24 protein-coding genes are annotated in these 26,177 nt (G+C 52.2%); 14 read left to right on the top strand and 10 right to left on the bottom strand.

Annotation, left to right across the window (positions count from 1 at the left end; genetic code table 11):
- Positions 1-302: 302 nt before the first annotated feature.
- A complete protein-coding gene (locus ACJHXB_RS08680) occupies positions 303-1,646 on the top strand; it encodes a hypothetical protein (RefSeq protein ID WP_001247486.1) in 1,344 nt (447 codons plus the stop codon).
- Between the two features lie 147 nt (positions 1,647-1,793).
- Here the strand turns inward: ACJHXB_RS08680 and putP are convergent, their stop codons facing one another.
- Positions 1,794-3,302, bottom strand: coding sequence for a sodium/proline symporter PutP (gene putP, locus ACJHXB_RS08675; protein ID WP_001018485.1), 1,509 nt, complete (start codon positions 3,300-3,302; stop codon positions 1,794-1,796).
- Positions 3,303-3,460: 158 nt separating this feature from the next.
- Positions 3,461-3,670 (bottom strand): hypothetical protein, encoded by a 210-nt coding sequence (locus ACJHXB_RS08670; protein ID WP_000979516.1) that lies wholly within the window; start codon positions 3,668-3,670, stop codon positions 3,461-3,463.
- A gap of 54 nt (positions 3,671-3,724) precedes the next feature.
- Here ACJHXB_RS08670 and putA point away from each other — a divergent pair, with 54 nt between their 5' ends.
- Complete coding sequence (gene putA / locus ACJHXB_RS08665) at positions 3,725-7,687, top strand: trifunctional transcriptional regulator/proline dehydrogenase/L-glutamate gamma-semialdehyde dehydrogenase (RefSeq protein WP_001469502.1); 3,963 nt, start codon at positions 3,725-3,727, stop codon at positions 7,685-7,687.
- 39 nt (positions 7,688-7,726) lie between these two features.
- Here the strand turns inward: putA and rutR are convergent, their stop codons facing one another.
- Positions 7,727-8,365 carry an HTH-type transcriptional regulator RutR gene (gene rutR / locus ACJHXB_RS08660; protein WP_237998192.1) on the bottom strand — a complete coding sequence of 213 codons (639 nt, stop codon included), beginning with the start codon at positions 8,363-8,365 and terminating at the stop codon, positions 7,727-7,729.
- A 287-nt stretch (positions 8,366-8,652) separates the two neighbouring features.
- On the opposite strand from rutR, the gene rutA reads away from it, so the two are divergent.
- Genes rutA through rutG form a run of 7 tightly spaced genes read left to right on the top strand, consistent with a single transcriptional unit; the run spans position 8,653 to position 14,096 of the window.
- A complete protein-coding gene (gene rutA, locus ACJHXB_RS08655) occupies positions 8,653-9,744 on the top strand; it encodes a pyrimidine utilization protein A (protein WP_001605219.1) in 1,092 nt (363 codons plus the stop codon).
- On the top strand, positions 9,744-10,436 hold the full coding sequence (gene rutB / locus ACJHXB_RS08650; protein ID WP_024185248.1) for a peroxyureidoacrylate/ureidoacrylate amidohydrolase RutB: 693 nt from the start codon (positions 9,744-9,746) through the stop codon (positions 10,434-10,436). Before rutA ends, rutB begins: the two co-directional genes overlap by 1 nt.
- An 11-nt stretch (positions 10,437-10,447) precedes the next feature.
- Positions 10,448-10,834, top strand: coding sequence for a 3-aminoacrylate deaminase (gene rutC / locus ACJHXB_RS08645; RefSeq protein ID WP_001126780.1), 387 nt, complete (start codon positions 10,448-10,450; stop codon positions 10,832-10,834).
- A gap of 7 nt (positions 10,835-10,841) precedes the next feature.
- Positions 10,842-11,642 (top strand): pyrimidine utilization protein D, encoded by an 801-nt coding sequence (rutD, locus tag ACJHXB_RS08640; RefSeq protein ID WP_001605216.1) that lies wholly within the window; start codon positions 10,842-10,844, stop codon positions 11,640-11,642.
- A gap of 9 nt (positions 11,643-11,651) precedes the next feature.
- A complete protein-coding gene (locus tag ACJHXB_RS08635) occupies positions 11,652-12,242 on the top strand; it encodes a malonic semialdehyde reductase (protein ID WP_001001058.1) in 591 nt (196 codons plus the stop codon).
- Between the two features lie 10 nt (positions 12,243-12,252).
- A complete protein-coding gene (gene rutF, locus ACJHXB_RS08630) occupies positions 12,253-12,747 on the top strand; it encodes an NADH-dependent FMN reductase RutF (RefSeq protein WP_001028095.1) in 495 nt (164 codons plus the stop codon).
- Positions 12,748-12,767: 20 nt separating this feature from the next.
- Positions 12,768-14,096: a pyrimidine utilization transport protein G gene (gene rutG / locus ACJHXB_RS08625; protein ID WP_001240613.1), complete on the top strand. Its 1,329-nt coding sequence runs from the start codon at positions 12,768-12,770 to the stop codon at positions 14,094-14,096.
- 82 nt (positions 14,097-14,178) lie between these two features.
- Here the strand turns inward: rutG and ACJHXB_RS08620 are convergent, their stop codons facing one another.
- Complete coding sequence (locus tag ACJHXB_RS08620; RefSeq protein WP_001273658.1) at positions 14,179-14,352, bottom strand: general stress protein; 174 nt, start codon at positions 14,350-14,352, stop codon at positions 14,179-14,181.
- 372 nt (positions 14,353-14,724) lie between these two features.
- Here ACJHXB_RS08620 and wrbA point away from each other — a divergent pair, with 372 nt between their 5' ends.
- Both wrbA and ACJHXB_RS08610 read left to right on the top strand, forming a co-directional pair.
- A complete protein-coding gene (gene wrbA / locus ACJHXB_RS08615; RefSeq protein ID WP_001151437.1) occupies positions 14,725-15,321 on the top strand; it encodes an NAD(P)H:quinone oxidoreductase in 597 nt (198 codons plus the stop codon).
- 20 nt (positions 15,322-15,341) lie between these two features.
- The gene (locus ACJHXB_RS08610) at positions 15,342-15,569 is read left to right on the top strand and encodes a YccJ family protein (RefSeq protein ID WP_001143120.1); all 228 of its coding nucleotides are present in this window, start codon (positions 15,342-15,344) and stop codon (positions 15,567-15,569) included.
- Positions 15,570-15,606: 37 nt separating this feature from the next.
- Here the strand turns inward: ACJHXB_RS08610 and agp are convergent, their stop codons facing one another.
- A complete protein-coding gene (gene agp, locus ACJHXB_RS08605) occupies positions 15,607-16,848 on the bottom strand; it encodes a bifunctional glucose-1-phosphatase/inositol phosphatase (RefSeq protein ID WP_001044305.1) in 1,242 nt (413 codons plus the stop codon).
- A 290-nt stretch (positions 16,849-17,138) separates the two neighbouring features.
- Positions 17,139-18,401 carry a YccE family protein gene (locus ACJHXB_RS08600; RefSeq protein ID WP_000535339.1) on the bottom strand — a complete coding sequence of 421 codons (1,263 nt, stop codon included), beginning with the start codon at positions 18,399-18,401 and terminating at the stop codon, positions 17,139-17,141.
- A 259-nt stretch (positions 18,402-18,660) separates the two neighbouring features.
- On the opposite strand from ACJHXB_RS08600, the gene cbpA reads away from it, so the two are divergent.
- Both cbpA and cbpM read left to right on the top strand, forming a co-directional pair.
- Positions 18,661-19,581, top strand: a complete 921-nt coding sequence (gene cbpA, locus ACJHXB_RS08595) for a curved DNA-binding protein (RefSeq protein ID WP_000420621.1) — start codon at positions 18,661-18,663, stop codon at positions 19,579-19,581.
- Positions 19,581-19,886: a chaperone modulator CbpM gene (cbpM, locus tag ACJHXB_RS08590; RefSeq protein ID WP_000024560.1), complete on the top strand. Its 306-nt coding sequence runs from the start codon at positions 19,581-19,583 to the stop codon at positions 19,884-19,886. The genes cbpA and cbpM overlap by 1 nt, the downstream gene beginning before the upstream one ends.
- A 92-nt stretch (positions 19,887-19,978) precedes the next feature.
- On the opposite strand, the gene torD is transcribed toward cbpM, so the two are convergent.
- Genes torD through torC form a run of 3 tightly spaced genes read right to left on the bottom strand, consistent with a single transcriptional unit; the run spans position 19,979 to position 24,293 of the window.
- Positions 19,979-20,578: a molecular chaperone TorD gene (torD, locus tag ACJHXB_RS08585; protein ID WP_001605214.1), complete on the bottom strand. Its 600-nt coding sequence runs from the start codon at positions 20,576-20,578 to the stop codon at positions 19,979-19,981.
- Positions 20,575-23,121 (bottom strand): trimethylamine-N-oxide reductase TorA, encoded by a 2,547-nt coding sequence (gene torA, locus ACJHXB_RS08580; RefSeq protein WP_001062077.1) that lies wholly within the window; start codon positions 23,119-23,121, stop codon positions 20,575-20,577. The genes torD and torA overlap by 4 nt, the downstream gene beginning before the upstream one ends.
- Complete coding sequence (torC, locus tag ACJHXB_RS08575) at positions 23,121-24,293, bottom strand: pentaheme c-type cytochrome TorC (RefSeq protein WP_001230244.1); 1,173 nt, start codon at positions 24,291-24,293, stop codon at positions 23,121-23,123. Before torC ends, torA begins: the two co-directional genes overlap by 1 nt.
- Positions 24,294-24,422: 129 nt before the next feature.
- Between torC and torR the strand changes: the two genes are divergently transcribed.
- Entirely contained in the window at positions 24,423-25,115 is a 693-nt protein-coding gene (gene torR / locus ACJHXB_RS08570; RefSeq protein ID WP_001120112.1) for a two-component system response regulator TorR, read from the top strand.
- Here the strand turns inward: torR and torT are convergent.
- Positions 25,088-26,116, bottom strand: coding sequence for a TMAO reductase system periplasmic protein TorT (gene torT, locus ACJHXB_RS08565; RefSeq protein ID WP_001264941.1), 1,029 nt, complete (start codon positions 26,114-26,116; stop codon positions 25,088-25,090). The two genes, torR and torT, sit on opposite strands and share 28 nt — an antisense overlap.
- Positions 26,117-26,177 lie beyond the last annotated feature (61 nt).

Here is a 26,177-nt window from a genome sequence, read left to right as displayed (position 1 = left end):
TTATGAAACACAGGAAGAAATTATTATTTACCGCGATGATTCAAGGCGTAAAAAAAATAACAATCTTCATGAAACTCACCCCGATGGCAGCATTGTAAATTCGCCAATAACTGGCATTCCTCCTGCTTTTTACGGGTGCTTTCGTAGTTACACCATTAACACCAGAATGAGCGGATTGATTACTACATCAAGAACGCATCCGAAGTGTACATCCTGGTGCGCAGACTGAATCGCCCGGAGCCATGCGGATGGCTACGACTTAATACGAATCATTAACCCTGTAAGGATACGGAGAGCATGACATGAGACCAATATCCAACCTCAATACGAGCGCAGCAACCTATATTCCACCGCAGCAACTCCCGAGTAGTTGTCTGGAAACTTTGTCGCTTCTGGTGCAGATGAATAATTATATCAAAAGGGATGCGGACTACAGCACGGGCATGGCTGTTACTCCACTGGTTCCTGAAGAGGTTCACTTGCTGGCTGTTGCGATGACAACCGAACTACATCGACATCAGTTTCAACCGGTGGTAAATGCAAATGATCTGCAACTTCCTGAACCGTTCACCTTCGATGTTGCCGGTTTCACCATCACCTTCACGAAGACGCAAGAGCATGACAACTCGGGCAATCTCGTGAAAATTGCAGTCAGTAAGAACGGTGTATGCACCAGCACAAATATTGCTCTTGAGCTGTTTCACTCCATCGTCACAACACTGATGTCACGCAGTCAGTATGGAACATTTGATCTCTGGTCCGTACGGCCAATACTCACGGATGAAAGTCAAAACAGGGTGCATGAAGCAGCTCGCTACTCCCCGGCCCAACAATACGGAGGAGAAGAAACACACATTACCAACAACGGCATGCGAGAATTTGGAAATATGTCCCCGCTGGCGTGGCGTAACGATGGGGAATTACAGCAATCGTGTAATACAAGCAACTTCCCACCAAATAATGCAAATGACGACATAAACAACACCAGGCAGACCACCGAGGACCAGCCAGAGGCGGACGAGCCACAGCAATATGTTAAATTGACTGTCGACGACATGCGAAAATGGGCGGCGATGGACCAGCAGGCGCGAAACGATCTAGGGGGAGTTCAAGGATGGTGTACGCACAATCATTTTAATATCAAAAATGCCAGGAATTACCTGACCGATCACGGCCTGAACTACGCGGGAGAGGTAAAGGTAAACGGGCCGCATGAATATGCCAAATTCACCCTTGAACATATCCGCCAGTGGGCAGCCTTAGACAAGCATGTGCGAAAACCGGTTGGTTATTTAGAAAAGTGGTGTAAGAAAAGAAACCTCTCGCGGACTACTGCCAGGAACTACCTGAAGAACGACGGGCTTACCGCCCTGGGTGAGTTGAAGCTGAAAGGGCCGCAGAAATGTGTCTCTTTCACCTTCGGGGACATCGTGCAATGGGCGAATATGAGCCAGGAGGATCGTGACCGCGCAGGGGGAGCCCACAAGTGGAGTAAAGGACGCGGCTTCCAGTGGTCTACTTCCAGATCCTACCTGAAATTGAGCGGATTGACGGTACAAGGCGCGAAAAAACTGGCGTGGCTGAACAAGAGCGGGAATATGTCGAATCCACACTATCTCGCCCAACCTACCAGCCGCAGGACATAAGCTGAAGGTACCGATAGCGGCAATTTTGTTCATCTGAGCCAGGTGGCAAATAGCAATTGCCCCCGAACACTCCCTGCCAGGCAATTTATACGGCATGGCAGGGAACATTCGGATTAAAAAGCAAAAGATAAATTATTGCTCTTCAGCTTACCCTTCCTGCAACCGTGACGGCGGAGCCGAATGATAGTGCGCATCGGCCTCGGCAAAGCGTTTTTGCATCGCCGCTGACGGCGCTTTACCCAGCAAACTAAACACTACAATCCCGATACTGCCGAAGATGAAGCCCGGAATAATTTCGTACAGTCCCAGCCAGCCGAACTGCTTCCAGACGATAACCGTCAGCGCACCGATGATCATCCCCGCCAGCGCACCGTTGCGCGTCATGCGTGACCACATCACCGAGAACAGCACCACCGGACCAAACGCCGCGCCAAAGCCTGCCCACGCGTAGCTCACTAAGCCAAGCACGCGGTTTTCCGGGTTCGCCGCCAGCGCAATCGCCACCAGCGCCACCACCAGCACCATCACACGCCCTACCCACACCAGCTCTTTCTGGCTGGCATGTTTACGCAGAAACGCTTTGTATAAATCTTCGGTAATCGCACTGGAACATACCAGCAGCTGGCAACTTAAGGTTGACATTACCGCCGCCAGAATCGCCGACAGCAGAATCCCGGCAATCCACGGGTTAAACAGAATTTGCGCCAGTTCGATAAACACGCGTTCAGCGTTCTGGTTTACCGCACCTGCTACCGCCGGGTGCTCATTAAAGTAAGCAATACCAAAGAAGCCGACAGCCACCGCCCCTGCCAGGCAGAGGATCATCCAGGTCATACTGATACGACGCGCATGGACAATGCTGTGGTGAGAATCCGCCGCCATAAAACGCGCCAGGATGTGCGGCTGCCCGAAGTAACCCAGTCCCCAGCCCATCAGCGAGATAATGGCAACAAAGTTCAGCCCTTTGAGCATATCCACGTTTTCGATGCTCTTTTGTTTGATTACTTCCAGCGAGTCACCAAAGCCACCGACACTGATAATGACGATAACCGGCGTCAGGATCAGGGCAAAAATCATCAGGCTGGCCTGTACAGTGTCAGTCCAGCTCACCGCGAGGAAACCGCCAATAAAGGTGTAAAGGATCGTCGCCGCAGCGCCCGCCCACAGAGCCGTTTCGTAGCTCATGCCAAAGGTACTTTCAAACAGACGCGCGCCTGCCACGATGCCCGAAGCGCAATAAATGGTGAAGAACAGCAAAATCACCAGCGCGGAGATAATGCGCAAAATACGGCTTTTATCTTCAAAGCGCCCGGTGAAATAATCCGGCAATGTCAAGGCGTTATTGTTGTATTCGGTATGCACACGCAACCGCCCGGCCACCAGCTTCCAGTTAATCCACGCGCCTAATGTCAGGCCAATGGCGATCCAGCTTTCGGAAATCCCGGAAAGAAAAACAGCGCCCGGCAACCCCATTAACAGCCAGCCGCTCATATCCGATGCACCCGCCGATAATGCCGTCACGAATGGCCCAAGGCTACGACCGCCCAGAATATAGTCGTCGAAGTTTTTCGTTGATCGCCAGGCGATAAACCCAATCAATATCATGCCAAAGATATAGACACAAAATGTCACCAACATCGGTGTGCTAATAGCCATCTAAAGTCTCCAAAAAATTATTATCGGCAATGTCGAAACTTGCCGTTATATCTGCCACCGGAACGGGGTAACAGAGTTTATGTTTTACCAGGGCGACCGTATCCTGCCGGAAGCGCTGGTTATTCACAATCGATTTAACACACCATTTACATTAAATTTTAGTGCTCAGCGACACTATTTTTCATCAGGTTGCACTCTCTCACATTTTTTGCGGTTGCACCTTTCAAAAATGTTAACTGCCGCAGAGAAAAAGTCTGAGTTATTTTTTTAATCCCTGTCATATCGATTTCTTTTATTAACATTTCATTCATTTTTAAGCTTGCTACGCAGGTCACATTTAACATGGTTGCACAAAGTTGCAACATCATGGATATTTCACGATAACGTTAAGTTGCACCTTTCAGAACAACAGGAGTAATGGCATGGGAACCACCACCATGGGGGTTAAGCTGGACGACGCGACGCGTGAGCGTATTAAGTCTGCCGCGACACGTATCGATCGCACGCCACACTGGTTAATTAAGCAGGCGATTTTTTCTTATCTCGAACAACTGGAAAACAGCGATACTCTTCCGGAGCTACCTGCGCTGCTTTCTGGCGCTGCCAATGAGAGCGATGAAGCACCGACTCCGGCAGAGGAACCACACCAGCCTTTCCTCGACTTTGCCGAGCAAATTTTGCCCCAGTCGGTTTCCCGCGCCGCGATCACCGCTGCCTATCGCCGTCCGGAAACCGAAGCGGTTTCGATGCTGCTGGAACAAGCCCGCCTGCCGCAGCCAGTTGCTGAACAGGCGCATAAACTGGCATATCAACTGGCCGATAAACTGCGTAATCAAAAAAATGCCAGTGGTCGCGCAGGTATGGTCCAGGGGTTATTGCAGGAGTTTTCGCTGTCATCGCAGGAAGGCGTGGCGCTGATGTGTCTGGCAGAAGCGTTGTTGCGTATTCCCGACAAAGCCACCCGCGACGCGTTAATTCGCGACAAAATCAGCAACGGTAACTGGCAGTCACACATTGGTCGTAGCCCGTCCCTGTTTGTTAATGCCGCCACCTGGGGGCTGCTGTTTACTGGCAAACTGGTTTCCACCCATAACGAAGCCAGCCTCTCCCGCTCGCTGAACCGCATTATCGGTAAGAGCGGTGAACCGCTGATCCGCAAAGGTGTGGATATGGCGATGCGCCTGATGGGCGAGCAGTTCGTCACTGGCGAAACCATCGCGGAAGCGTTAGCCAACGCCCGCAAGCTGGAAGAGAAAGGTTTCCGTTACTCCTACGATATGCTGGGCGAAGCCGCGCTGACCGCCGCAGATGCACAGGCGTATATGGTTTCCTATCAGCAGGCGATTCACGCCATTGGTAAAGCGTCCAATGGTCGTGGCATCTATGAAGGTCCGGGCATTTCAATCAAGCTGTCGGCGCTGCATCCGCGTTACAGCCGCGCCCAGTATGACCGGGTAATGGAAGAGCTTTACCCACGTCTGAAATCACTCACCCTGCTGGCGCGTCAGTACGATATTGGTATTAACATCGATGCCGAAGAGGCCGATCGTCTGGAGATCTCCCTCGATCTGCTGGAAAAACTCTGTTTCGAGCCGGAACTGGCAGGCTGGAACGGCATCGGTTTTGTTATTCAGGCTTATCAAAAACGCTGCCCACTGGTGATTGATTACCTGATTGATCTCGCCACCCGCAGCCGTCGCCGTCTGATGATTCGCCTGGTGAAAGGCGCGTACTGGGATAGTGAAATCAAGCGCGCGCAGATGGACGGCCTTGAAGGTTATCCGGTTTATACCCGCAAGGTGTATACCGACGTTTCATATCTCGCCTGTGCGAAAAAGCTGCTGGCGGTGCCGAATCTAATCTACCCGCAGTTCGCGACGCACAACGCCCATACGCTGGCGGCAATTTATCAACTGGCAGGTCAAAACTACTATCCGGGTCAGTACGAGTTCCAGTGCCTGCATGGTATGGGCGAGCCACTGTATGAGCAGGTCACCGGGAAAGTTGCCGACGGCAAACTTAACCGTCCGTGTCGTATTTATGCCCCAGTTGGCACACATGAAACGCTGCTGGCGTATCTGGTGCGCCGCCTGCTGGAAAACGGTGCTAACACCTCGTTTGTTAACCGTATTGCCGACACCTCTTTGCCACTGGATGAACTGGTCGCCGATCCGGTCACTGCTGTAGAAAAACTGGCGCAACAGGAAGGGCAAACTGGATTACCGCATCCGAAAATTCCCCTGCCGCGCGATCTTTACGGTCACGGGCGCGACAACTCGGCAGGGCTGGATCTCGCTAACGAACACCGGCTGGCATCCCTCTCTTCTGCCCTGCTCAATAGTGCACTGCAAAAATGGCAGGCCTTGCCAATACTGGAACAACCGGTAGCGGCAGGTGAGATGTCGCCCGTTATTAACCCTGCGGAACCGAAAGATATTGTGGGCTTTGTGCGTGAAGCCACGCCGCGTGAAGTAGAACAGGCGCTGGAAAGTGCGGTTAATAACGCACCAATCTGGTTTGCCACGCCTCCGGCTGAACGCGCGGCAATTTTGCATCGCGCTGCCGTGCTGATGGAAAGCCAGATGCAGCAACTGATTGGTATTCTGGTGCGTGAGGCCGGAAAAACCTTCAGTAACGCCATTGCCGAAGTGCGCGAAGCGGTCGATTTTCTCCACTACTACGCCGGACAGGTGCGGGATGATTTCGCTAACGAAACCCACCGTCCATTAGGGCCTGTGGTGTGTATCAGTCCGTGGAACTTCCCGCTGGCTATTTTCACCGGGCAGATTGCTGCTGCACTGGCGGCAGGTAACAGCGTGCTGGCAAAACCGGCAGAACAAACGCCGCTGATTGCCGCGCAAGGGATCGCCATTTTGCTGGAAGCGGGTGTACCGCCAGGCGTGGTGCAATTGCTGCCAGGTCGGGGGGAAACCGTGGGCGCGCAACTGACGGGTGATGATCGCGTGCGCGGGGTGATGTTTACCGGATCAACCGAAGTCGCTACGTTACTGCAACGCAATATCGCCAGCCGCCTGGACGCTCAGGGTCGCCCTATTCCGCTCATCGCTGAAACCGGCGGCATGAACGCGATGATTGTCGATTCTTCAGCACTGACCGAACAAGTCGTAATAGATGTGCTGGCCTCGGCGTTCGACAGTGCGGGTCAGCGTTGTTCGGCACTGCGCGTGCTGTGCCTGCAAGATGAGATTGCCGACCACACGTTGAAAATGCTGCGCGGCGCAATGGCCGAATGCCGGATGGGTAATCCGGGTCGCCTGACCACCGATATCGGTCCGGTGATTGATAGCGAAGCGAAAGCCAATATCGAGCGTCATATTCAGACCATGCGTAGCAAAGGCCGTCCGGTGTTCCAGGCGGTGCGGGAAAACAGTGAAGATGCCCGTGAATGGCAAAGTGGCACCTTTGTCGCCCCGACGCTGATCGAACTGGATGATTTTGCCGAATTGCAAAAAGAGGTCTTTGGTCCGGTGCTGCATGTGGTGCGTTATAACCGTAACCAGCTGCCGGAGCTGATCGAGCAGATTAACGCTTCCGGTTATGGTCTGACGCTTGGCGTTCATACGCGTATTGATGAAACCATCGCCCAGGTCACTGGCTCGGCGCATGTCGGTAACCTGTACGTTAACCGTAATATGGTGGGCGCAGTGGTGGGTGTGCAGCCGTTCGGCGGCGAAGGGTTGTCCGGTACCGGGCCGAAAGCAGGCGGTCCGCTCTATCTCTACCGTCTGCTGGCGAATCGCCCGGAAAGTGCACTGGCAGTGACGCTCGCGCGTCAGGATGCAGAGTATCCGGTCGATGTGCAGTTGAAAGCCGCATTGACTCAGCCGCTAAATGCACTGCGGGAATGGGCGGCAAACCGTCCAGAATTGCAGGCGTTATGTACGCAATATGGCGAGCTGGCGCAGGCAGGAACACAACGATTGCTGCCAGGGCCGACGGGTGAACGCAACACCTGGACGCTGCTGCCGCGTGAGCGCGTGTTGTGTATTGCGGATGATGAACAGGATGCGCTGACTCAGCTCGCCGCCGTGCTGGCGGTGGGCAGCCAGGTACTGTGGCCGGATGACACGCTGCATCGTCAGTTAGTGAAGGCATTGCCATCGGCAGTCAGCGAACGTATTCAACTGGCGAAAGCGGAAAATATAACCGCTCAACCCTTTGATGCGGTGATCTTCCACGGTGATTCGGATCAGCTTCGCGCATTGTGTGAAGCCGTTGCCGCGCGGGATGGCGCAATTGTTTCGGTGCAGGGTTTTGCCCGAGGCGAAAGCAATATCCTTCTGGAACGGCTGTATATCGAACGCTCGCTGAGTGTGAATACCGCTGCCGCTGGCGGTAACGCCAGTTTAATGACGATCGGTTAAACAGGTAGCCGGAGGATGTTACAACCTCCTCCGGCATCTTTAACGTGGTCGAATCCCCTCAACAATAATCCGCTGCACGTTTTCAACCGTTTGATTGAAAAATACCTCATCGCGCAACGTCGCGCCTGTCACCGCCTCCACCTGAGGGGCGAAATCGGCGTAATGTTGAGTGGAAGCCCAAATCATAAAAATCAAATGCTGCGGGTCAATCGGCGCGAGTTTGCCGCTTTTTACCCAACCGGCAATCAGCGCCGATTTCTCATCAATTAATGCCTTCAAATCGCCCGTCAGTTCATCCATTAACAGCGGCGCGCCTGCCAGCATCTCCATACAGAACAGGCGCGAAGCCTGCGGATAATCGCGTGAGACTTCCAGCTTCAGACGGATGTACTCTTTGATCGCCGCCAGCGGGGCGAAATCTTCACGAAACGCTTTTAACGGTGCCAGCCAGATATCGAGAATCTGCCGCAGCACGGCAATATACAGCGCCTCTTTTGACGGAAAGTAATACAGCAGATTGGTTTTTGAAACACCCGCCAACTCTGCGATCTGCTCCAGCCTTGTGCCGTGAAAACCGAATTGTGAAAAAGTGTCCAGTGCTGCGCTAAGAATCGCTTTTTTCTTCGCGCTCACTGCGCGCGAACGTTTACCCGTTGTTTTCACTGCGCCTTGCGTCATGCGCTCTCCCCTCTTGTAGATTGGCAACAGGATAGCAAAACCCCTGCCCGGCCTCGACCTTCTGCACTTTCATCGCGCACGGATGCATGTTTTATGTGCAACTGTTTTGACCGTTTAGTCCACTTTTTTCCAGATATTTTAGACAACTTAACATTAACATATTAATAACATTCACTTTTTAAAAACTGGCATCCGCTTTGCAAACAAACCATTACGCGGCTGAAAAGGATATGCAGGATGCAGCGCCCCGTCTGACTTTCACTTTACGAGACGAAGAGAGGTTGATGATGAAAATTGGCGTATTCGTACCTATTGGCAACAACGGCTGGCTCATTTCGACCCACGCGCCGCAGTACATGCCGACCTTTGAACTGAATAAAGCCATTGTGCAAAAAGCGGAGCACTACCATTTCGACTTCGCCCTGTCGATGATCAAACTGCGTGGCTTTGGCGGCAAAACTGAGTTCTGGGATCACAACCTTGAGTCGTTCACCTTGATGGCGGGGCTGGCGGCCGTCACCTCGCGCATTCAGATTTACGCCACTGCCGCCACCTTAACGTTACCTCCGGCAATCGTCGCCCGTATGGCCGCAACCATTGACTCCATCTCTGGCGGGCGTTTTGGCGTCAACCTCGTGACTGGCTGGCAAAAGCCTGAGTATGAGCAGATGGGTATCTGGCCTGGCGATGACTATTTCTCCCGTCGTTACGACTATCTCACCGAATATGTTCAGGTGCTGCGCGACCTGTGGGGCACGGGCAAAAGCGATTTTAAAGGCGATTTTTTCACCATGAATGATTGTCGCGTCAGCCCGCAACCGAGCGTACCCATGAAAGTGATCTGCGCCGGGCAAAGCGACGCTGGCATGGCGTTCTCCGCTCAGTATGCCGATTTCAACTTCTGTTTCGGCAAAGGCGTAAATACACCCACGGCTTTCGCCCCGACCGCTGCGCGGATGAAACAGGCCGCAGAGCAAACCGGGCGCGACGTTGGCTCTTATGTGTTGTTTATGGTGATTGCCGACGAAACCGACGATGCCGCTCGCACCAAATGGGAACACTACAAAGCGGGCGCGGATGAAGAGGCGTTAAGCTGGCTAACCGAACAAAGTCAGAAAGATACCCGCTCCGGTACTGACACCAACGTCCGTCAGATGGCCGATCCCACTTCGGCGGTAAACATCAACATGGGGACGTTAGTCGGTTCTTACGCCAGTGTCGCTCGCATGTTAGATGAAGTCGCAAGCGTGCCTGGTGCCGAAGGCGTGCTGTTGACCTTCGATGATTTTCTGTCGGGAATCGAAACCTTCGGCGAGCGCATTCAACCACTGATGCAGTGCCGCGCCCATCTCCCTGCGCTGACTCAGGAGGTGGCATGATGACAATCTTAACCGCTCGACCGGAAGCCATTACCTTCGATCCGCAGCAAAGTGCGCTGATCGTGGTGGATATGCAAAACGCTTATGCCACGCCAGGCGGCTACTTAGATCTCGCCGGGTTTGATGTCTCAACCACTCGCCCGGTCATTGCCAACATTCAAACCGCCGTGACCGCGGCACGAGCAGCAGGGATGCTGATCATCTGGTTTCAAAATGGCTGGGATGAACAGTATGTCGAGGCTGGCGGCCCCGGCTCACCGAATTTTCATAAATCGAACGCCCTGAAAACCATGCGTAAGCAGCCGCAGCTACAGGGGAAATTGCTGGCGAAAGGCTCCTGGGATTATCAACTGGTGGATGAACTGGTGCCGCAGCCTGGCGATATTGTGCTGCCTAAGCCGCGCTACAGCGGTTTCTTCAATACACCGCTGGACAGCATTTTGCGCAGCCGCGGAATACGCTATCTGGTTTTCACCGGTATCGCTACCAACGTCTGCGTCGAATCGACGCTACGCGACGGCTTTTTTCTGGAGTATTTCGGCGTGGTGCTGGAAGACGCAACACACCAGGCGGGGCCGGAATTTGCACAGAAGGCCGCGTTGTTCAATATCGAAACCTTTTTTGGCTGGGTCAGCGACGTCGAAACGTTCTGCGACGCACTTTCTCCCACGTCCTTTGCTCGTATCGCTTAAGGAGTTTAACGATGCCAAAATCCGTAATTATTCCCGCTGGCAGCAGCGCACCGCTGGCCCCCTTCGTTCCCGGCACGCTGGCTGATGGCGTGGTGTATGTCTCCGGTACGCTGGCTTTTGATCAACATAATAATGTGCTGTTTGCCGATGACCCAAAGGCGCAAACCCGCCACGTTCTGGAAACCATCCGCAAGGTGATCGAGACGGCGGGTGGCACGATGGCGGATGTGACCTTCAACAGCATCTTTATTACCGACTGGAAAAATTACGCCGCGATTAACGAAATCTACGCCGAGTTTTTTCCGGGTGATAAACCGGCGCGATTCTGCATTCAGTGCGGACTGGTAAAACCTGACGCGCTGGTGGAAATCGCCACAATTGCGCATATCGCCAAGTGAGGCCACGATGAAACTTTCACTCTCACCTCCCCCTTATGCTGATGCGCCCATAGTGGTGTTGATTTCGGGTCTTGGCGGTAGCGGCAGTTACTGGTTACCGCAACTGGCGGTGCTGGAGCAGGAGTATCAGGTAATCTGTTACGACCAGCGCGGCACCGGCAATAATCCCGACACGCTGGAAGAAGATTACAGTATCGCCCAGATGGCAGCGGAACTGCATCAGGCGCTGGTAGCCGCAGGGATTGAGCGTTACGCGGTGGTCGGCCATGCGCTCGGTGCACTGGTGGGAATGCAGCTGGCGCTGGATTATCCCGCGTCGTTAACTGTGCTGGTCAGCGTTAACGGCTGGCTACGAATAAACGCCCATACGCGCCGCTGTTTTCAGGTTCGCGAGCAGTTACTACATAGCGGCGGCGCGCAGGCATGGGTGGAAGCTCAGCCATTGTTCCTCTATCCCGCCGACTGGATGGCGGCCCGCGCACCTCGCCTGGAAGCTGAAGACGCGCTGGCACTGGCGCATTTTCAGGGCAAAAATAATTTACTGCGTCGACTTAACGCCCTCAAACGCGCTGACTTTAGTCACCATGCGGATCGCATCCGCTGCCCGGTGCAAATCATCTGCGCCAGTGATGATCTGCTGGTGCCAACAGCATGTTCCAGTGAACTTCATGCCGCCCTGCCCGATAGCCAGAAAATGGTGATGCGCTATGGCGGACACGCCTGCAACGTGACCGATCCCGAAACGTTTAATGCTCTGTTACTCAACGGGCTTGCCAGCCTGTTACATCACCGTGAAGCCGCCCTGTAAGGAATTGCTATGAACGAAGCCATTAGCCCAGGTGCGCTTAGTACCTTGTTCACCGATGCCCGCACTCACAACGGCTGGCGAGAGACACCCGTCAGCGATGAGACATTACGGGAGATTTATGCCCTGATGAAATGGGGGCCGACATCAGCTAACTGTTCTCCGGCACGGATCGTGTTTATTCGCACTGCAGAAGGAAAAGAACGTCTGCGCCCGGCGCTTTCCAGCGGCAATCTGCAAAAAACCCTGACCGCGCCCGTCACCGCTATCGTCGCCTGGGACAGTGAATTTTATGAACGGTTACCACAGCTGTTTCCTCACGGCGATGCCCGCAGTTGGTTTACCTCCAGCCCACAACTTGCCGAAGAAACAGCGTTTCGCAACAGTTCCATGCAGGCGGCCTATCTGATCGTTGCCTGCCGGGCGCTGGGACTGGATACCGGCCCGATGTCGGGCTTTGACCGTCAACACGTGGACGACGCCTTTTTTACGGGCAGCACGCTGAAGAGCAATCTGCTGATTAATATCGGCTATGGCGATAGCAGCAAGCTTTATGCGCGCCTGCCACGTCTGTCCTTTGAAGAAGCCTGCGGGCTGTTGTAAGGAGCAAACTATGAACATAGTTGATCAACAAACCTTTCGCGATGCGATGTCCTGTATGGGCGCGGCGGTCAATATCATCACCACGGACGGTCCAGCCGGGCGCGCCGGGTTCACCGCCAGCGCCGTCTGCAGCGTGACCGATACGCCGCCCACATTACTGGTGTGCCTGAATCGTGGGGCGTCCGTCTGGCCGGTATTCAATGAAAATCGAACGCTGTGTGTAAATACACTTAGCGCCGGACAGGAGCCGCTTTCAAACCTTTTTGGCGGCAAAACGCCCATGGAACACCGCTTTGCCGCCGCCCGCTGGCAGACTGGTGTGACCGGATGCCCGCAACTGGAAGAGGCACTGGTTTCGTTTGACTGCCGTATCAGCCAGGTGGTGAGCGTCGGCACCCACGACATTCTGTTTTGTGCCATAGAAGCGATTCATCGTCACGCCACCCCCTACGGGCTGGTGTGGTTCGATCGCAGTTATCACGCGTTGATGCGCCCTGCTTGTTAACCTCCTTAAGGAGACAGCTGATGGCAATGTTCGGTTTTCCTCACTGGCAGTTAAAATCGACCTCTACAGAGAGCGGCGTGGTCGCGCCGGATGAACGATTGCCGTTTGCTCAGACGGCAATAATGGGCGTTCAACACGCGGTGGCGATGTTTGGCGCGACGGTGTTAATGCCTATTCTGATGGGGCTGGATCCCAATCTTTCCATTTTGATGTCGGGGATCGGCACGTTACTGTTTTTCTTTATTACCGGCGGGCGCGTCCCCAGTTATCTCGGTTCCAGCGCGGCTTTTGTCGGCGTGGTGATTGCCGCGACGGGCTTTAACGGTCAGGGCATTAACCCGAATATCAGCATTGCGCTGGGCGGGATTATCGCCTGTGGGCTGGTTTATACCGTCATTGGCCTGGTGGTGATGAAAATCGGTACGCGCTGGATTGAACGACTGATGCCGCCAGTGGTGACGGGTGCGGTGGTGATGGCGATTGGCCTGAACTTAGCGCCTATCGCAGTGAAAAGTGTATCGGCTTCGGCCTTTGATAGCTGGATGGCGGTAATGACGGTGCTGTGTATTGGGCTGGTAGCGGTGTTTACCCGTGGCATGATCCAGCGGTTATTGATTCTCGTAGGATTAATTGTCGCCTGTCTGCTGTATGGCGTGATGACCAACGTTTTAGGGCTGGGAAAAGCCGTCGATTTTACTCTCGTCAGCCATGCTGCCTGGTTCGGTTTGCCACATTTTTCCACTCCTGCTTTTAATGGTCAGGCAATGATGCTGATTGCGCCCGTGGCGGTGATTCTGGTGGCGGAAAACTTAGGCCATCTCAAGGCGGTCGCCGGGATGACCGGACGCAATATGGACCCGTATATGGGGCGGGCATTCGTAGGCGATGGTCTGGCAACGATGCTTTCCGGCTCTGTCGGCGGTAGCGGCGTGACCACCTATGCTGAAAATATCGGTGTGATGGCCGTGACCAAAGTCTACTCGACGCTGGTGTTTGTTGCTGCTGCCGTCATCGCCATGCTGTTGGGCTTTTCGCCGAAATTTGGCGCGCTGATCCATACCATTCCTGCACCGGTGATTGGTGGTGCTTCAATTGTTGTGTTCGGGCTGATTGCCGTCGCAGGCGCACGGATCTGGGTACAAAACCGTGTCGATTTAAGCCAGAACGGTAATTTGATTATGGTCGCAGTAACCTTAGTGCTGGGCGCGGGTGATTTTGCTCTCACGCTGGGCGGTTTTACGTTGGGAGGGATCGGTACAGCAACCTTTGGCGCGATTTTACTCAATGCGTTGTTAAGCAGAAGGTTGGTTGACGTTCCACCGCCAGAAGTTGTTCATCAGGAGCCATAAACAGAAAACCGCCGGGGTAACCGGCGGTGATGACTTTTTGACGAGCTTCAGACAAAAATGCATTCGTCACTGATTAGTCCGGCTAGTTGTCACTTTTGCCGTGACTGCTCTTGCCACCTTTTTTACCTGCTTCTGATGCGCGCTGCGGGTCATTTTTGAAATTACCCCCGCTGTGCTGTCCACCTTTTTTACCTGCTTCTGATGCTCTTTCGCGGTCTTCTGCAAAATTGCCGGAACCGCCTCGATGGTTTGCCATTACTGACCTCCGTCTGGGTATAGACATCATATTGCATAGAATTAACGCGGCGTATGGCGGCTGCCATATTTTCGCTACGTGGGACTAAGCTTAGTGAACTGACGCGGGCAGACCCGCGTTTGGTAATATCCTGCAACAGCTTCTTAGCGAGAATAGATATCATCTCCAATAATTATCCATAAGCCGCTCTTATGATTAAAAAAACGCGATGAGATAAAAATGTGTCATTTTGCGACAAAATTACGTGCTTGTGAAAGTTGTTATAAATCAAATAAGTGGTTGTGAAATTTGCACTCTGAAAAGGACGTCTTATCTTTAAATAAGTGGTAGCGAATCGCTACGGAATAGAGATAACACGAGGAGTGGTTAGAAATGGCTAAAGTTCTGGTGCTTTATTATTCCATGTACGGACATATTGAAACGATGGCACGCGCAGTCGCTGAGGGTGCAAGCAAAGTGGATGGCGCAGAAGTTGTCGTTAAGCGTGTACCGGAAACCATGCCGCCGCAATTATTTGAAAAAGCAGGCGGTAAAACGCAAACTGCACCGGTTGCAACCCCGCAAGAACTGGCCGATTACGATGCCATTATTTTTGGTACACCTACCCGCTTTGGCAACATGTCCGGTCAAATGCGTACCTTCCTCGACCAGACGGGCGGCCTGTGGGCTTCCGGCGCACTATACGGAAAACTGGCGAGCGTCTTTAGTTCCACCGGTACTGGCGGCGGTCAGGAACAAACTATTACTTCAACCTGGACGACCCTTGCGCATCACGGCATGGTGATTGTCCCCATTGGCTACGCAGCGCAGGAATTATTTGACGTTTCACAGGTTCGCGGCGGTACGCCGTACGGCGCAACCACCATCGCAGGCGGTGACGGTTCACGCCAGCCCAGCCAGGAAGAACTGTCTATTGCTCGTTATCAAGGGGAATATGTCGCAGGTCTGGCAGTTAAACTTAACGGCTAATCTTCAACAGGAGGATACGCATGCCAACTCAAGAAGCGAAAGCTCATCACGTCGGTGAATGGGCATCTCTGCGCAATACGTCGCCGGAAATAGCCGAGGCCATTTTCGAAGTCGCCGGGTACGACGAAAAAATGGCGGAAAAGATTTGGGAAGAAGGTAGCGATGAAGTGTTAGTCAAAGCCTTTGCTAAAACCGATAAAGATTCGCTTTTTTGGGGCGAACAGACCATCGAACGTAAAAACGTTTAATCCGCGACTCCCCCGCTTCACGCGGGGGAGTTTTCTGTTATTTCACCGCTTCATTCAATACGCTATCAAACTTATCCATCGGGCAGAAACCGTTGGTATCTATCGGGCAACCGCTTAATTCCAGCGTCACGCGCTGAGCAGGTGCCTGAAGGGTTAACGCATCGGCATTACGTAACTGTTCCGCACTCTGGTACACATACTCGATTTTCATCAGGTCGCGATTGGCTTTGTTGTCATGCCAACGCTGGAAAACGATTTTGCCGCCAATCGGCGTGCGTTCGTTCTGGTCATGCAACTGATACGGTTTGAAATCCAGCGCCGTTAACAGAGAGGCAATGTTGGAGTCGTGCCCAACTAACACCGTGATTTTCGGTGCGCTGGTGCGATCGGTGACCAGGGCTTTGTCGATATAACTGACCAGCGGTTTCGCAACATTGCGCGCCACTTCCGGTGAGGTAAACAGGCTGTCCTGGTAGCCGTTTTTCAGCTTCGACAACACCTTCCACTGCTGGTCAGATTTGATTTCTCCCCAGGCCACCTGATCCATCGGAAAACCTTCGTAGTATTGCAAAGTAAACGCATCTACCAGCGAGTTGCCGACTTTCAGCGGCCCGGAAACACCTGGTTCTTGTTGATACTTGGCGCTAAAGGTATTTTTGCCATCCACCAGCGAACACTGTTGTTTCTCTTTACAGGCAGGGGAATCTTTATAGTTAACGATTTTTTCCAGTAGCTGGTAGCTGTCGGTAAGCTGGAGTTTGCTGAGCTCTTTCTCCATTGCCGCCACCGCCTGTTCACTGAATGCGGCGGAATCATCGGTGATCACCGGGTTAAAGGTTGGGTCCATGGTGCCCATTTTTTCCTGGTGATGCACAGGAATATCACAGCCGGGGAATGCGCCGGTAATAAAGAACTGTGCGGTCGCAACGGTACGTTGCAGACTATTGGCATAGGCATAAACGGTGTCCGGCGGCGGGCATTCCCCCGATTTTACCATCCCCTGCTCTGCCAGCCATTCACGCATGTAATGGCCCATATACACTTCGAGCACGCCACCTTTGGTGGTGAGTTGCCCACCGGGGACGTCCCATTCTGGCCATTTATTCGGCGTCGACTGCTCCAGCACACTGCCATTGTTCGCCAGCGGCGCACGTAAGTTATGGCGGCTCATCATGAGCACTTGCTGTAGCTGATAGCCTTCCGGTACGGTTTGTGCCTGAGCATTTGAAGCGAGTAAAACTATCCCTGCCACAGTTGCGGCGATTAGCGTTTTGTTCATTCCTGGCACCTCTTTTGTTATCAATCACTAAAGAGTGTGACAGAAATATGACATTTTTCCGGGAACAGGTTCGCAAAATGGCTTGTTGAGCGCCTGTTTTTGTATCTTCATCTTTAAAAACAGGCAAGTTATGACGCAAAACTATACCTGATTAGCCCCTGCCTCATGCACGCCGCTGATGATTACACCTGTGGCTAAACAGAATATCAGCGGCGTTACCAATACAGAGGCAATATTTACCAATAAAAAAGTGTGAGACTAATAACAATGGTTTTTAGCACATGCCCTTGTCAGTAAATTGCATAACGATTTAAATAGTCGAGTTGCGCATTCATTTCCTTATTGTTTAACTTGTAAGCCTGAGCAAAAAGTTCAGGAGGGAGGTAAACGTCATAATGATTGCCAGTGTTCATCAAATAACCATACTCAAGATCTTCATCTGTTGAAAAGGATTCATTCCCCAAGGAGATTGATGCCACATTACTATTAACAATAAATAATGAGCAAATGCTATCTGAAAGAGCAGTGAGGAAATTTTTCACCTCATTAATCCTCTTCTCTGGGTCGGTGTCTAAAACAAGGTGTGTCTTGTTATCATTAAATATAAAATCGGGTAAATGCAGTATGCATTTTTTGTCATTCAAGCAACTATCAATAAATTCTTTTTTAAAAAACAAAAAACTCCATGATAAAAAACTACCCCGCCCCTGAATTTTGTTGTCAGATTGTAGATCAACGCCAAATAACGTCTTTACATCTTCCCTGAGATTATAGAATGCCGTATCAACAAGAACCTCGATCGTTTTTTTATCAACCATTTTAATGAATTCGTCGTAAACTTCCTTTTGCGTCTTATAACTGACCAGCGCCCATGAATAATCATGTTGTTTTAAAACCAGTATAGCTCTTAACAGACAATATCCATCGCCATCTACAGGAGCATATTTTAATCCTAATGCCTGGTTAGTTTCACTCTGAATAAAAGATATACCAGACAAATCAATGCCAGAATCCAAATCAGATATTCCCAGCGTATTTATCCGCTCTGGCTGGATACTCATATTTTCATTATCATCTAAACAATACTCAGAAAAAACATCATCACACGCAGTAATGTTTTCAATATATTCCATAAAGCCATACCAATAATAACCTTTAAAATCTGTGATAGACTCTGACCCTCTGCCCGGTAAGGACACTCTAACAATATTAACATCTTCAACATATTGTATAGTATATGTAATACCTCCTGAAACCCCTGAATAAATTTGTTTATCATTAGTACGCAATGTTTTCATAAATAATGATAAATCATTATCATTCTGTATTTCCTCAAATTCTTTTTCTAGTGAATCGCATTCCAGGCATGGAATGTAGTCTTCAGCTTGTTGACGTCTGATTTCTTTATACAACCGCATAAAACACACCAGTGTGTTTTCAAAAAGCGTGATTGAATATTTTTGATTTTTTTCATGCTCATTTTTTATATCGTTCCAGGCTTGTTTCAAATAATTATTTGCAGTGCAACTAATTCCATGTATATTACTACCCATATATAGCGCCTATAAAATTTAATAAATAATGACGCCCTAGTTAAACTTAAAGTGCCTGTTTCAACTATCAAAAATCGCTCACCCTTTTTCACCTGTTTAAAATATGTTCAACACCCCACCTTGAGGCGACCTCCTCTCCGCGATGATTTCAATAACATATTCTGTGTTGGCATATGAAATTTTGAGGATTACCCTACACTTATAGGAGTTACCTTACAGGGGTTCCTTCAATTTGTGTTGATTTACGCGAGATAACGCTATGGAATTAAAGGATTATTACGCCATCATGGGCGTGAAACCGACGGACGATCTCAAGACAATCAAGACCGCCTATCGTCGACTGGCCCGCAAATACCATCCTGATGTCAGCAAAGAACCGGATGCCGAAGCCCGCTTCAAAGAGGTCGCTGAAGCCTGGGAAGTGTTAAGTGATGAACAACGTCGCGCTGAGTATGATCAGATGTGGCAACATCGCAACGATCCGCAATTTAACCGTCAGTTCCATCATGGCGACGGTCAGAGTTTTAACGCCGAAGATTTTGACGATATCTTCTCGTCAATTTTCGGTCAGCATGCCCGCCAGAGCCGTCAACGCCCCGCCACACGCGGCCACGATATTGAAATCGAAGTGGCGGTATTCCTCGAAGAAACGCTTACTGAGCATAAGCGTACCATCAGCTATAACCTGCCGGTTTATAACGCCTTTGGCATGATCGAACAGGAAATCCCGAAAACGCTGAATGTGAAGATCCCGGCGGGCGTCGGCAATGGTCAACGCATCCGTCTGAAAGGCCAGGGGACGCCGGGCGAAAACGGCGGTCCAAATGGCGATTTGTGGCTGGTGATTCATATTGCGCCACATCCGTTGTTTGATATTGTCGGCCAGGATCTGGAAATTGTGGTGCCGGTTAGCCCGTGGGAAGCGGCGCTGGGTGCTAAAGTCACCGTTCCAACACTGAAAGAAAGCATTTTGCTGACTATCCCGCCTGGCAGCCAGGCCGGGCAACGATTGCGCGTTAAAGGCAAAGGTCTGGTGAGCAAAAAACAGACCGGCGATCTGTATGCGGTACTGAAAATCGTGATGCCGCCGAAACCGGATGAAAACACTGCCGCGCTGTGGCAGCAACTGGCAGACGCCCAGTCGTCTTTTGATCCACGTAAAGATTGGGGGAAAGCATAATGGCTAATGTTACGGTGACTTTTACTATTACCGAATTTTGCCTGCATACCGGCATCTCTGAAGAGGAATTGAATGAAATTGTCGGTTTGGGGGTGGTTGAACCGCGTGAGATCCAGGAAACAACCTGGGTATTTGACGACCATGCAGCCATCGTGGTGCAACGCGCGGTGCGCCTGCGTCATGAACTGGCTCTGGACTGGCCGGGGATCGCGGTGGCGCTGACGTTAATGGATGATATTGCGCACCTGAAGCAGGAAAACCGCCTGCTACGCCAGCGGCTTTCCCGGTTTGTAGCTCATCCGTGATGTGTGTTTGCCGGATGTGATGACGCATCCGGCAACTGCGCCCTGATGCCTGATGCGACGCTAAACGCGTCTTATCAGGCCAACAAACGACGTTATCTGTTTTGGTGGTCGCATTCCACTAACACCAGCAATAACTGGCTTAGTGCCGCGTAAAAACCGAAACTGTCGTACTGATGGCAACGCGCAGCAAACTCTGGTAACCATTCCCACAGTGCCGTCAGTGTTTTTTGCCGCAAACTGTCGATTCTTCGCGCAGGAACGGTCCCCTCTCCCAGCGAAAAATGCAGATGGCTGAGCAATTCGAGATAGATCGCCAGATGATCTGCCGGTTCGTTGAAATTGCCGCTGGTTTCCATCCCCGCCTCAACTAACAAGCGTTTAATCTCTTGCTCGTCCTGTTTGTAGGCCGATGCATACGGCAGCGCCGCTTGTTTGTCGGTCATCAGAAACAGACCGCAAAAGTCAGCGGCCAGTTCCAGACGGGCATCGTCACGTACTGTCAGAGTGGCAATACGGTTTTCCAGCTCACTCACCGCCGCAGTGAGCGGCGGTTCGCTTTTCAGCAAAGAAAACCATTCAGCCATCTGCGCACTGGCGATTTGCGTCAGTTGTTCATCGTCCAGTTCACGGGAGAACAACTGCGCCAGCCAGGCGTAAACACAGGCAATCTGTTGTGCTGTCAGCGTGGTCATGATTTCACCTGCGACGCGGGAACATATTCGCACTGCGCCACCATCTCCACGGGGCCGTTAAACGCCGTCACCTGCTCCACTGTTCCGTTGTACTTCTCAATTTCCACCAGCGTAGTGTGCGCACTGGTCGCCTGCGCCAGCTGCGAAGTACCGATGTCGATGGTCAACACGTTGGGGTTACCGTATTTGCACAGCGCACCAGGCTCGCCGCCTTTATCTGGATCGTACCATGCCCCTTCATGAATTCGCGCCACGCCGGGTGCATAGCGGTCAGAAACCACTGCCCCTGCCAACACCTGACCGCGAGCGTTAAAGACGCGTACCACATCACCGTTACGAATACCGCGCGCGCTGGCATCCTGCGGGTTAATGAACACTGGCTCTTTACCCGCTACCGTATATTGCTGACGCAGCGTTTCCGACTCACATAACTGCGAGTGAAGTCGGAAATCCGGATGCACAGATTGCAGATGCAACGGATACTTCTGCGAGCCGGGCCCGCCGTGGGAGCGTTCGATTTTCTCAAACCACATCGGATGACCCTGACAATCGTCGTAGTTCATATCGGCGATGGTTTTCGAGTAGATCTCAATCAGGCCACTCGGCGTGCCCAGCGGTTCGAGATCCGGATCTTCGCGGAATGCCTGGTGGCGAACAAACATCTGCGGATGGTCAAACTCGACATACTCTTTGTTATTCCAGAAGTCATCAAACGCTGGCAGATGAACGCCGCGTCCTTTGCCCTGTTGTACACCTTCCTGCCAGATGCGTTTCAGCCAGCCCATTTCGTCCAGCCCTTCGGTAAAGGCTTCTTCGCGATTAAAGCGACGGCACAGCTCGCGGAAAATATCAAAGTCGTTGCGCGCCTCAAACTGCGGCGGCACGACCTGTTTCATGGCGATAATGCCACGGTTGGAGTGGTTGCCGTACTGGTCGAGATCGTTACGCTCAAACTGCGTGGTCGCAGGCAGTACGATATCGGCAAAGCGGCAGGTTGAGGTCCACTGGTTATCTATGGCGATAACCGTTTCCAGCTTGCGCCAGCCTTCAATAATGCGGTTGATCTGCTGATGGCGATGGAACGGGTTAGTTCCGGCAAAAATACACATTTTCAGCGGCGGCAGTTTTACTGATTTACCGTTCCAGTTGATCACTTTCCCCGGTTCGAGGATCGCATCGATAAAGCGGGCAATCGGAATGGTACTGCTGTAGCCTTTGTAGTCACTGTTGTCGTAAACAGGCGGAATCGACGTAGAGCCGGAGAAACCACTCAGAATAACGCCTTTACGTCCCGGCGTGCCTGCGCCGTTATAGTGCCAGCCAAAACCAAAGCCACCACCTGGCAGGCCAATTTGCCCCAGCATCGCCGCCAGAACCACAATCATCCACGCCCACTGTTCACCGTGCTGCATACGCTGTACGCACCAGCCAGCAATAATCTGCGTTCTGTTCGCCGCCATCTGCCGCGCCAGCCCACGAATGGTTTCGGCATTAATGCCAGTCAGTTTTTCAGCCCATGCGGCATCTTTCGGCTGACCGTCTTTCTCACCCAGCAGATACGGCAGGAACTGCTCAAAACCTACACAGTAGTTAGCGAGGAAGTTTTTGTCGTACAGGTTTTCACTGTACAGCGTATGCGCCAGAGCCAGTTGCAGCGGCACGTCAGTTTGCGGGTTAACCGCAATGTGCTTCACATGCTCGCGCCCCAGATACTCATGGGTGGATGTAACAACCGGATCGATGCTGATGACCTTAATTTCACCGGCGGCGACTTTCGCTTTCAACTGCTCGTAATATTCATAAACATCGTGATCCGGGCACCACCAGTTCGCTTGCTGATTTTTCAGCAAATCGGAGCCCCACAGCACAATGGTTTTGCTGTTCTGCAATACCAGCGGCCAGGAGGTTTGCTGTTCATACACTTCCATCGAACCGACTACGCGCGGCAGGATCACCTGCGCAGCCCCGGTAGAGTAATCTCCGCCCGTACCAACGCTATTACCATGCAAGGCAATAGCTTTCGCCAGCATCCCCGAAGCGTTATGGAACATCCCCGTCGATTGCCAACCACTGGCGGTCAGCAAGGCACTCGGCCCGTGCGTTTTCTGCACACGTTCCAGCTCTTCATAGAACATGTCGAGGGCTTCATCCCAGCTCACGCGCACAAATCGGTTATCACCGCGCTGGGAGGTGTCGCTCAGATGGCGCTTACGCAGCCAGTCCACGCGTACCATCGGGTAACGAATACGCGCCGCGTTGTGTACGTGATCCGGCAATCCGGCGATCATTTTCGACGGATATTTATCCAGTTCGAACGGTTTTGCTGCCACAAAGCGACCATCCTTCACCGTCGCACGGATAGCCCCCCAATGCGACCCGGTAAGAATGCCCTCTTTCGAGATGACAGCCTCAGTCGCCGCTTGCGCCGCAGTCGCACAGCGCGGCGTTAACAATGACGGCCCCAGCATCCCGGCGACGGTTAAGCCGCCGAGTTGTGCAAGAAAACGCCGACGTGATGCCTGAAAGAGATCGTTATTGTTCATTATTTTTCTTCCTTCTTATCGCCGTGAGCCTTACCTGCGGTGTCAGACGCATTCATTTGCAGATATTTCAACAAGGTGCGTTCTTCACGTTTATCGAGGCTGGTAAAGCCAATCATGCCGTTGAGCGTGCCGATCCAACCGTTAGCGTCAAAGTGAGAGATTTCCGGTGCGCCGTGGCACTGGTTACAGGTGCCGTTGTACAGCGAATCCGCATAAGCCCAGATCGGTTTGATATCGTTCACCATGTCACCTTTCTTCATCCACGCAGTGGCCTGCAACTTGCTCCACTCGGTATTGGTGTCGGCAACGGTGGTTTTCTCCAGCGTTTTCACCTGCTGCTGCACATCACCACGAATCGAGGCAACAAAGATGCGTTTGCCAGGGAACTGGGTGAGTACACGCTGACGCCCGGCGCTTTCTGTCCAGCCGGTAATTTCAATTTGCAGCCAGTCGCCGTCACGTTTAAGGACTTTCACTTCCGAGGCAGGCAGCAGAGAACCAGAGGCTTCTTTATCGCCTTTCGCCGCATAAATCGGCTTAATATCAATGGAGTACAGTGTGTCGCCACTGTCATTAGCACTGGCGCGCAGCTCATCGAACTGCTTACGGAAGCCGCTACTCATATCCGGCAACTGGTGGGCAATACCTTTATGACAGTCGATGCAGGATTGATTATCTTTCGCTGCCACCTTCATCTGACGTGCCGCTTCAGGATGCTGCTTCGCATGATCCATCGCATCGTAGTTATGGCAGGAGCGGCAGGTTGCCGAGTTGTTTTCTTTCATTCGCGCCCATTCACGCTCGGCAAGTTCCGCGCGTTTGGCTTCGAATTTTTCAGGTGTATCAATAGAGTGGGCAATAAAGGTCTGGTAGATATCGTTGCTCGCTTCCAGTTTGCGCTTCACCATGCCTGGAATATCCGGCGGGATATGACAGTCATGGCATTCAGCTCGCACGCCGGAGGCGTTCTGGAAATGCACCGACTGTTTATATTCTTCATACACCGGTTGCATACTGTGGCAACTGACACAAAATTCGGTTGTGCTGGTGACTTTGATCCCAACGTGTGGCAATACAATCAGCGCAATGCCAATCACAATCCCAATAGCGACCAGCGCCAGTACCGACCAACGAGCACTGGGTCGGCGTAGCGCGTTCCAGAGTTTCCGCATAATAGCCCCTGTAAAATTATGGTTTAGTGAAGCGATCTTAATGAGTAAATATGAACAGCGGCACTGGTCAGGATGAACGGCTTACGGCAGAATATGAACAGATATGAACAGAATGAGTAAAACCCTCTGATGCCACATCACATTGTTATTGTTGAAGATGAGCCGGTTACCCAGGCGCGATTACAATCCTACTTCACTCAGGAGGGGTATACCGTTTCCGTTACGGCGAGCGGTGCCGGGCTGCGGGAAATTATGCAGAATCAGCCAGTGGATTTAATTCTGCTGGATATCAATTTGCCCGATGAAAATGGCCTGATGTTAACCCGCGCCCTGCGAGAACGCTCAACGGTGGGGATTATTCTGGTTACGGGACGCAGCGATCGGATTGACCGTATTGTTGGGCTGGAAATGGGTGCAGACGATTATGTCACCAAACCGCTGGAACTGCGCGAACTGGTGGTACGAGTGAAAAATCTGCTCTGGCGAATCGACCTCGCGCGGCAGGCGCAACCGCACACTCAGGACAACTGCTATCGCTTTGCGGGTTATTGCCTGAATGTGTCGCGCCATACGCTGGAACGGGATGGCGAGCCGATTAAACTGACCCGCGCAGAGTATGAAATGTTGGTGGCATTTGTGACGAATCCGGGCGAAATTCTCAGCCGTGAACGTCTGCTGCGTATGCTTTCTGCGCGTCGGGTGGAAAACCCTGACCTGCGCACCGTCGATGTGTTAATTCGTCGTTTACGCCATAAACTCAGCGCGGATTTACTGGTGACACAACATGGCGAAGGTTATTTCTTAGCCGCTGATGTGTGCTGATAATAATAGACCGGACGAAATCCCCCCGGTGACAGCGAGCGGCGGATATGTTCGCGGTCAGCATTTTTCGGCGTCATGACTAAAATCGGTGGGCTGACATTATCAGACACCGATTGCCCCTGTAATTGCCTGATGGCCTGCTCAACCGCCAGTTCCCCCTGCCAGACCATTTGATCGCTGGCAGCCATAATCACTCTTCCCCGCTTCAGCCCGCGATACACCTGATGTGAAAGATAAAACGACACCACGGTAAGCGGTGTTTTCAGGTTACGCCCTTCCCCCATTGCCGCCTCTGCCGCAATGGCCGTTCCGGCAACGACGTCGATTTCTGGATGGCGTTCCAGCATCTCCTGCAACAGGTTACGCTGGATTTCAATATCGTTGTCACCGAGCGCAATATCGACAATACGCACCGGGCTTCCGGCAATGGCTGCTCGAAAACCCTCGACCATCTCCTTACTGCCCCCAGCGTTATCGGGGCCGGGCATCAACAGCACGTTCAGTGGTTTACCGTGCGCCCATTGCACCAGATATCGTCCTGGTTGATAGCCCATCTGAAACCAGGGCACACCAACGCGGCTTTTCACCTGGGGAGCATCAATAGCATTTACCAGTTCAATCACCGGCAGATTTGCTACCTGCTTTTGCAGGTCGGGAAATGACGTCGTGCTACTACCGAGCAAAATGGCCTCTGCGCCCCACTGTTTACACTGGTCGATTTGTGCTTGCTGGGTAGCCAACTGGCTGTAGCCGCCTGCCTCCAGCACTTTTAAATCCACACCGTAGCGGCGAGCAGCCTCCTGCATACCATAGTTCAACGATAACCAGTATGAATCTTTCAGGCTGGGATAAAGCGCGCACAGTTTCCATGCACGTTTGGCTTTAAGCGGCGTAGAGGGTTGCACCGAGAAATGCTGCGCATCATGCCAGCGCAACAGGTTATCAGCCGAAAAACCAGGCAACATGAAAAGGGAAAGAAGTAAAAATAGCAGTACGCGCATGATAGCCTCATCAATAATAAGGCTTTATGCTAGATGCATTCCGCTTTGCGACTCAACCTTT

It is taken from the genome of Escherichia sp. WS3227_2, assembly GCF_046486495.1.
Taxonomy (GTDB): Bacteria; Pseudomonadota; Gammaproteobacteria; order Enterobacterales; family Enterobacteriaceae; genus Escherichia; species Escherichia coli.
The sequence above is the reverse complement of the archived record's forward strand: the minus strand, read 5'-3'. Positions and strand labels throughout refer to the sequence as shown.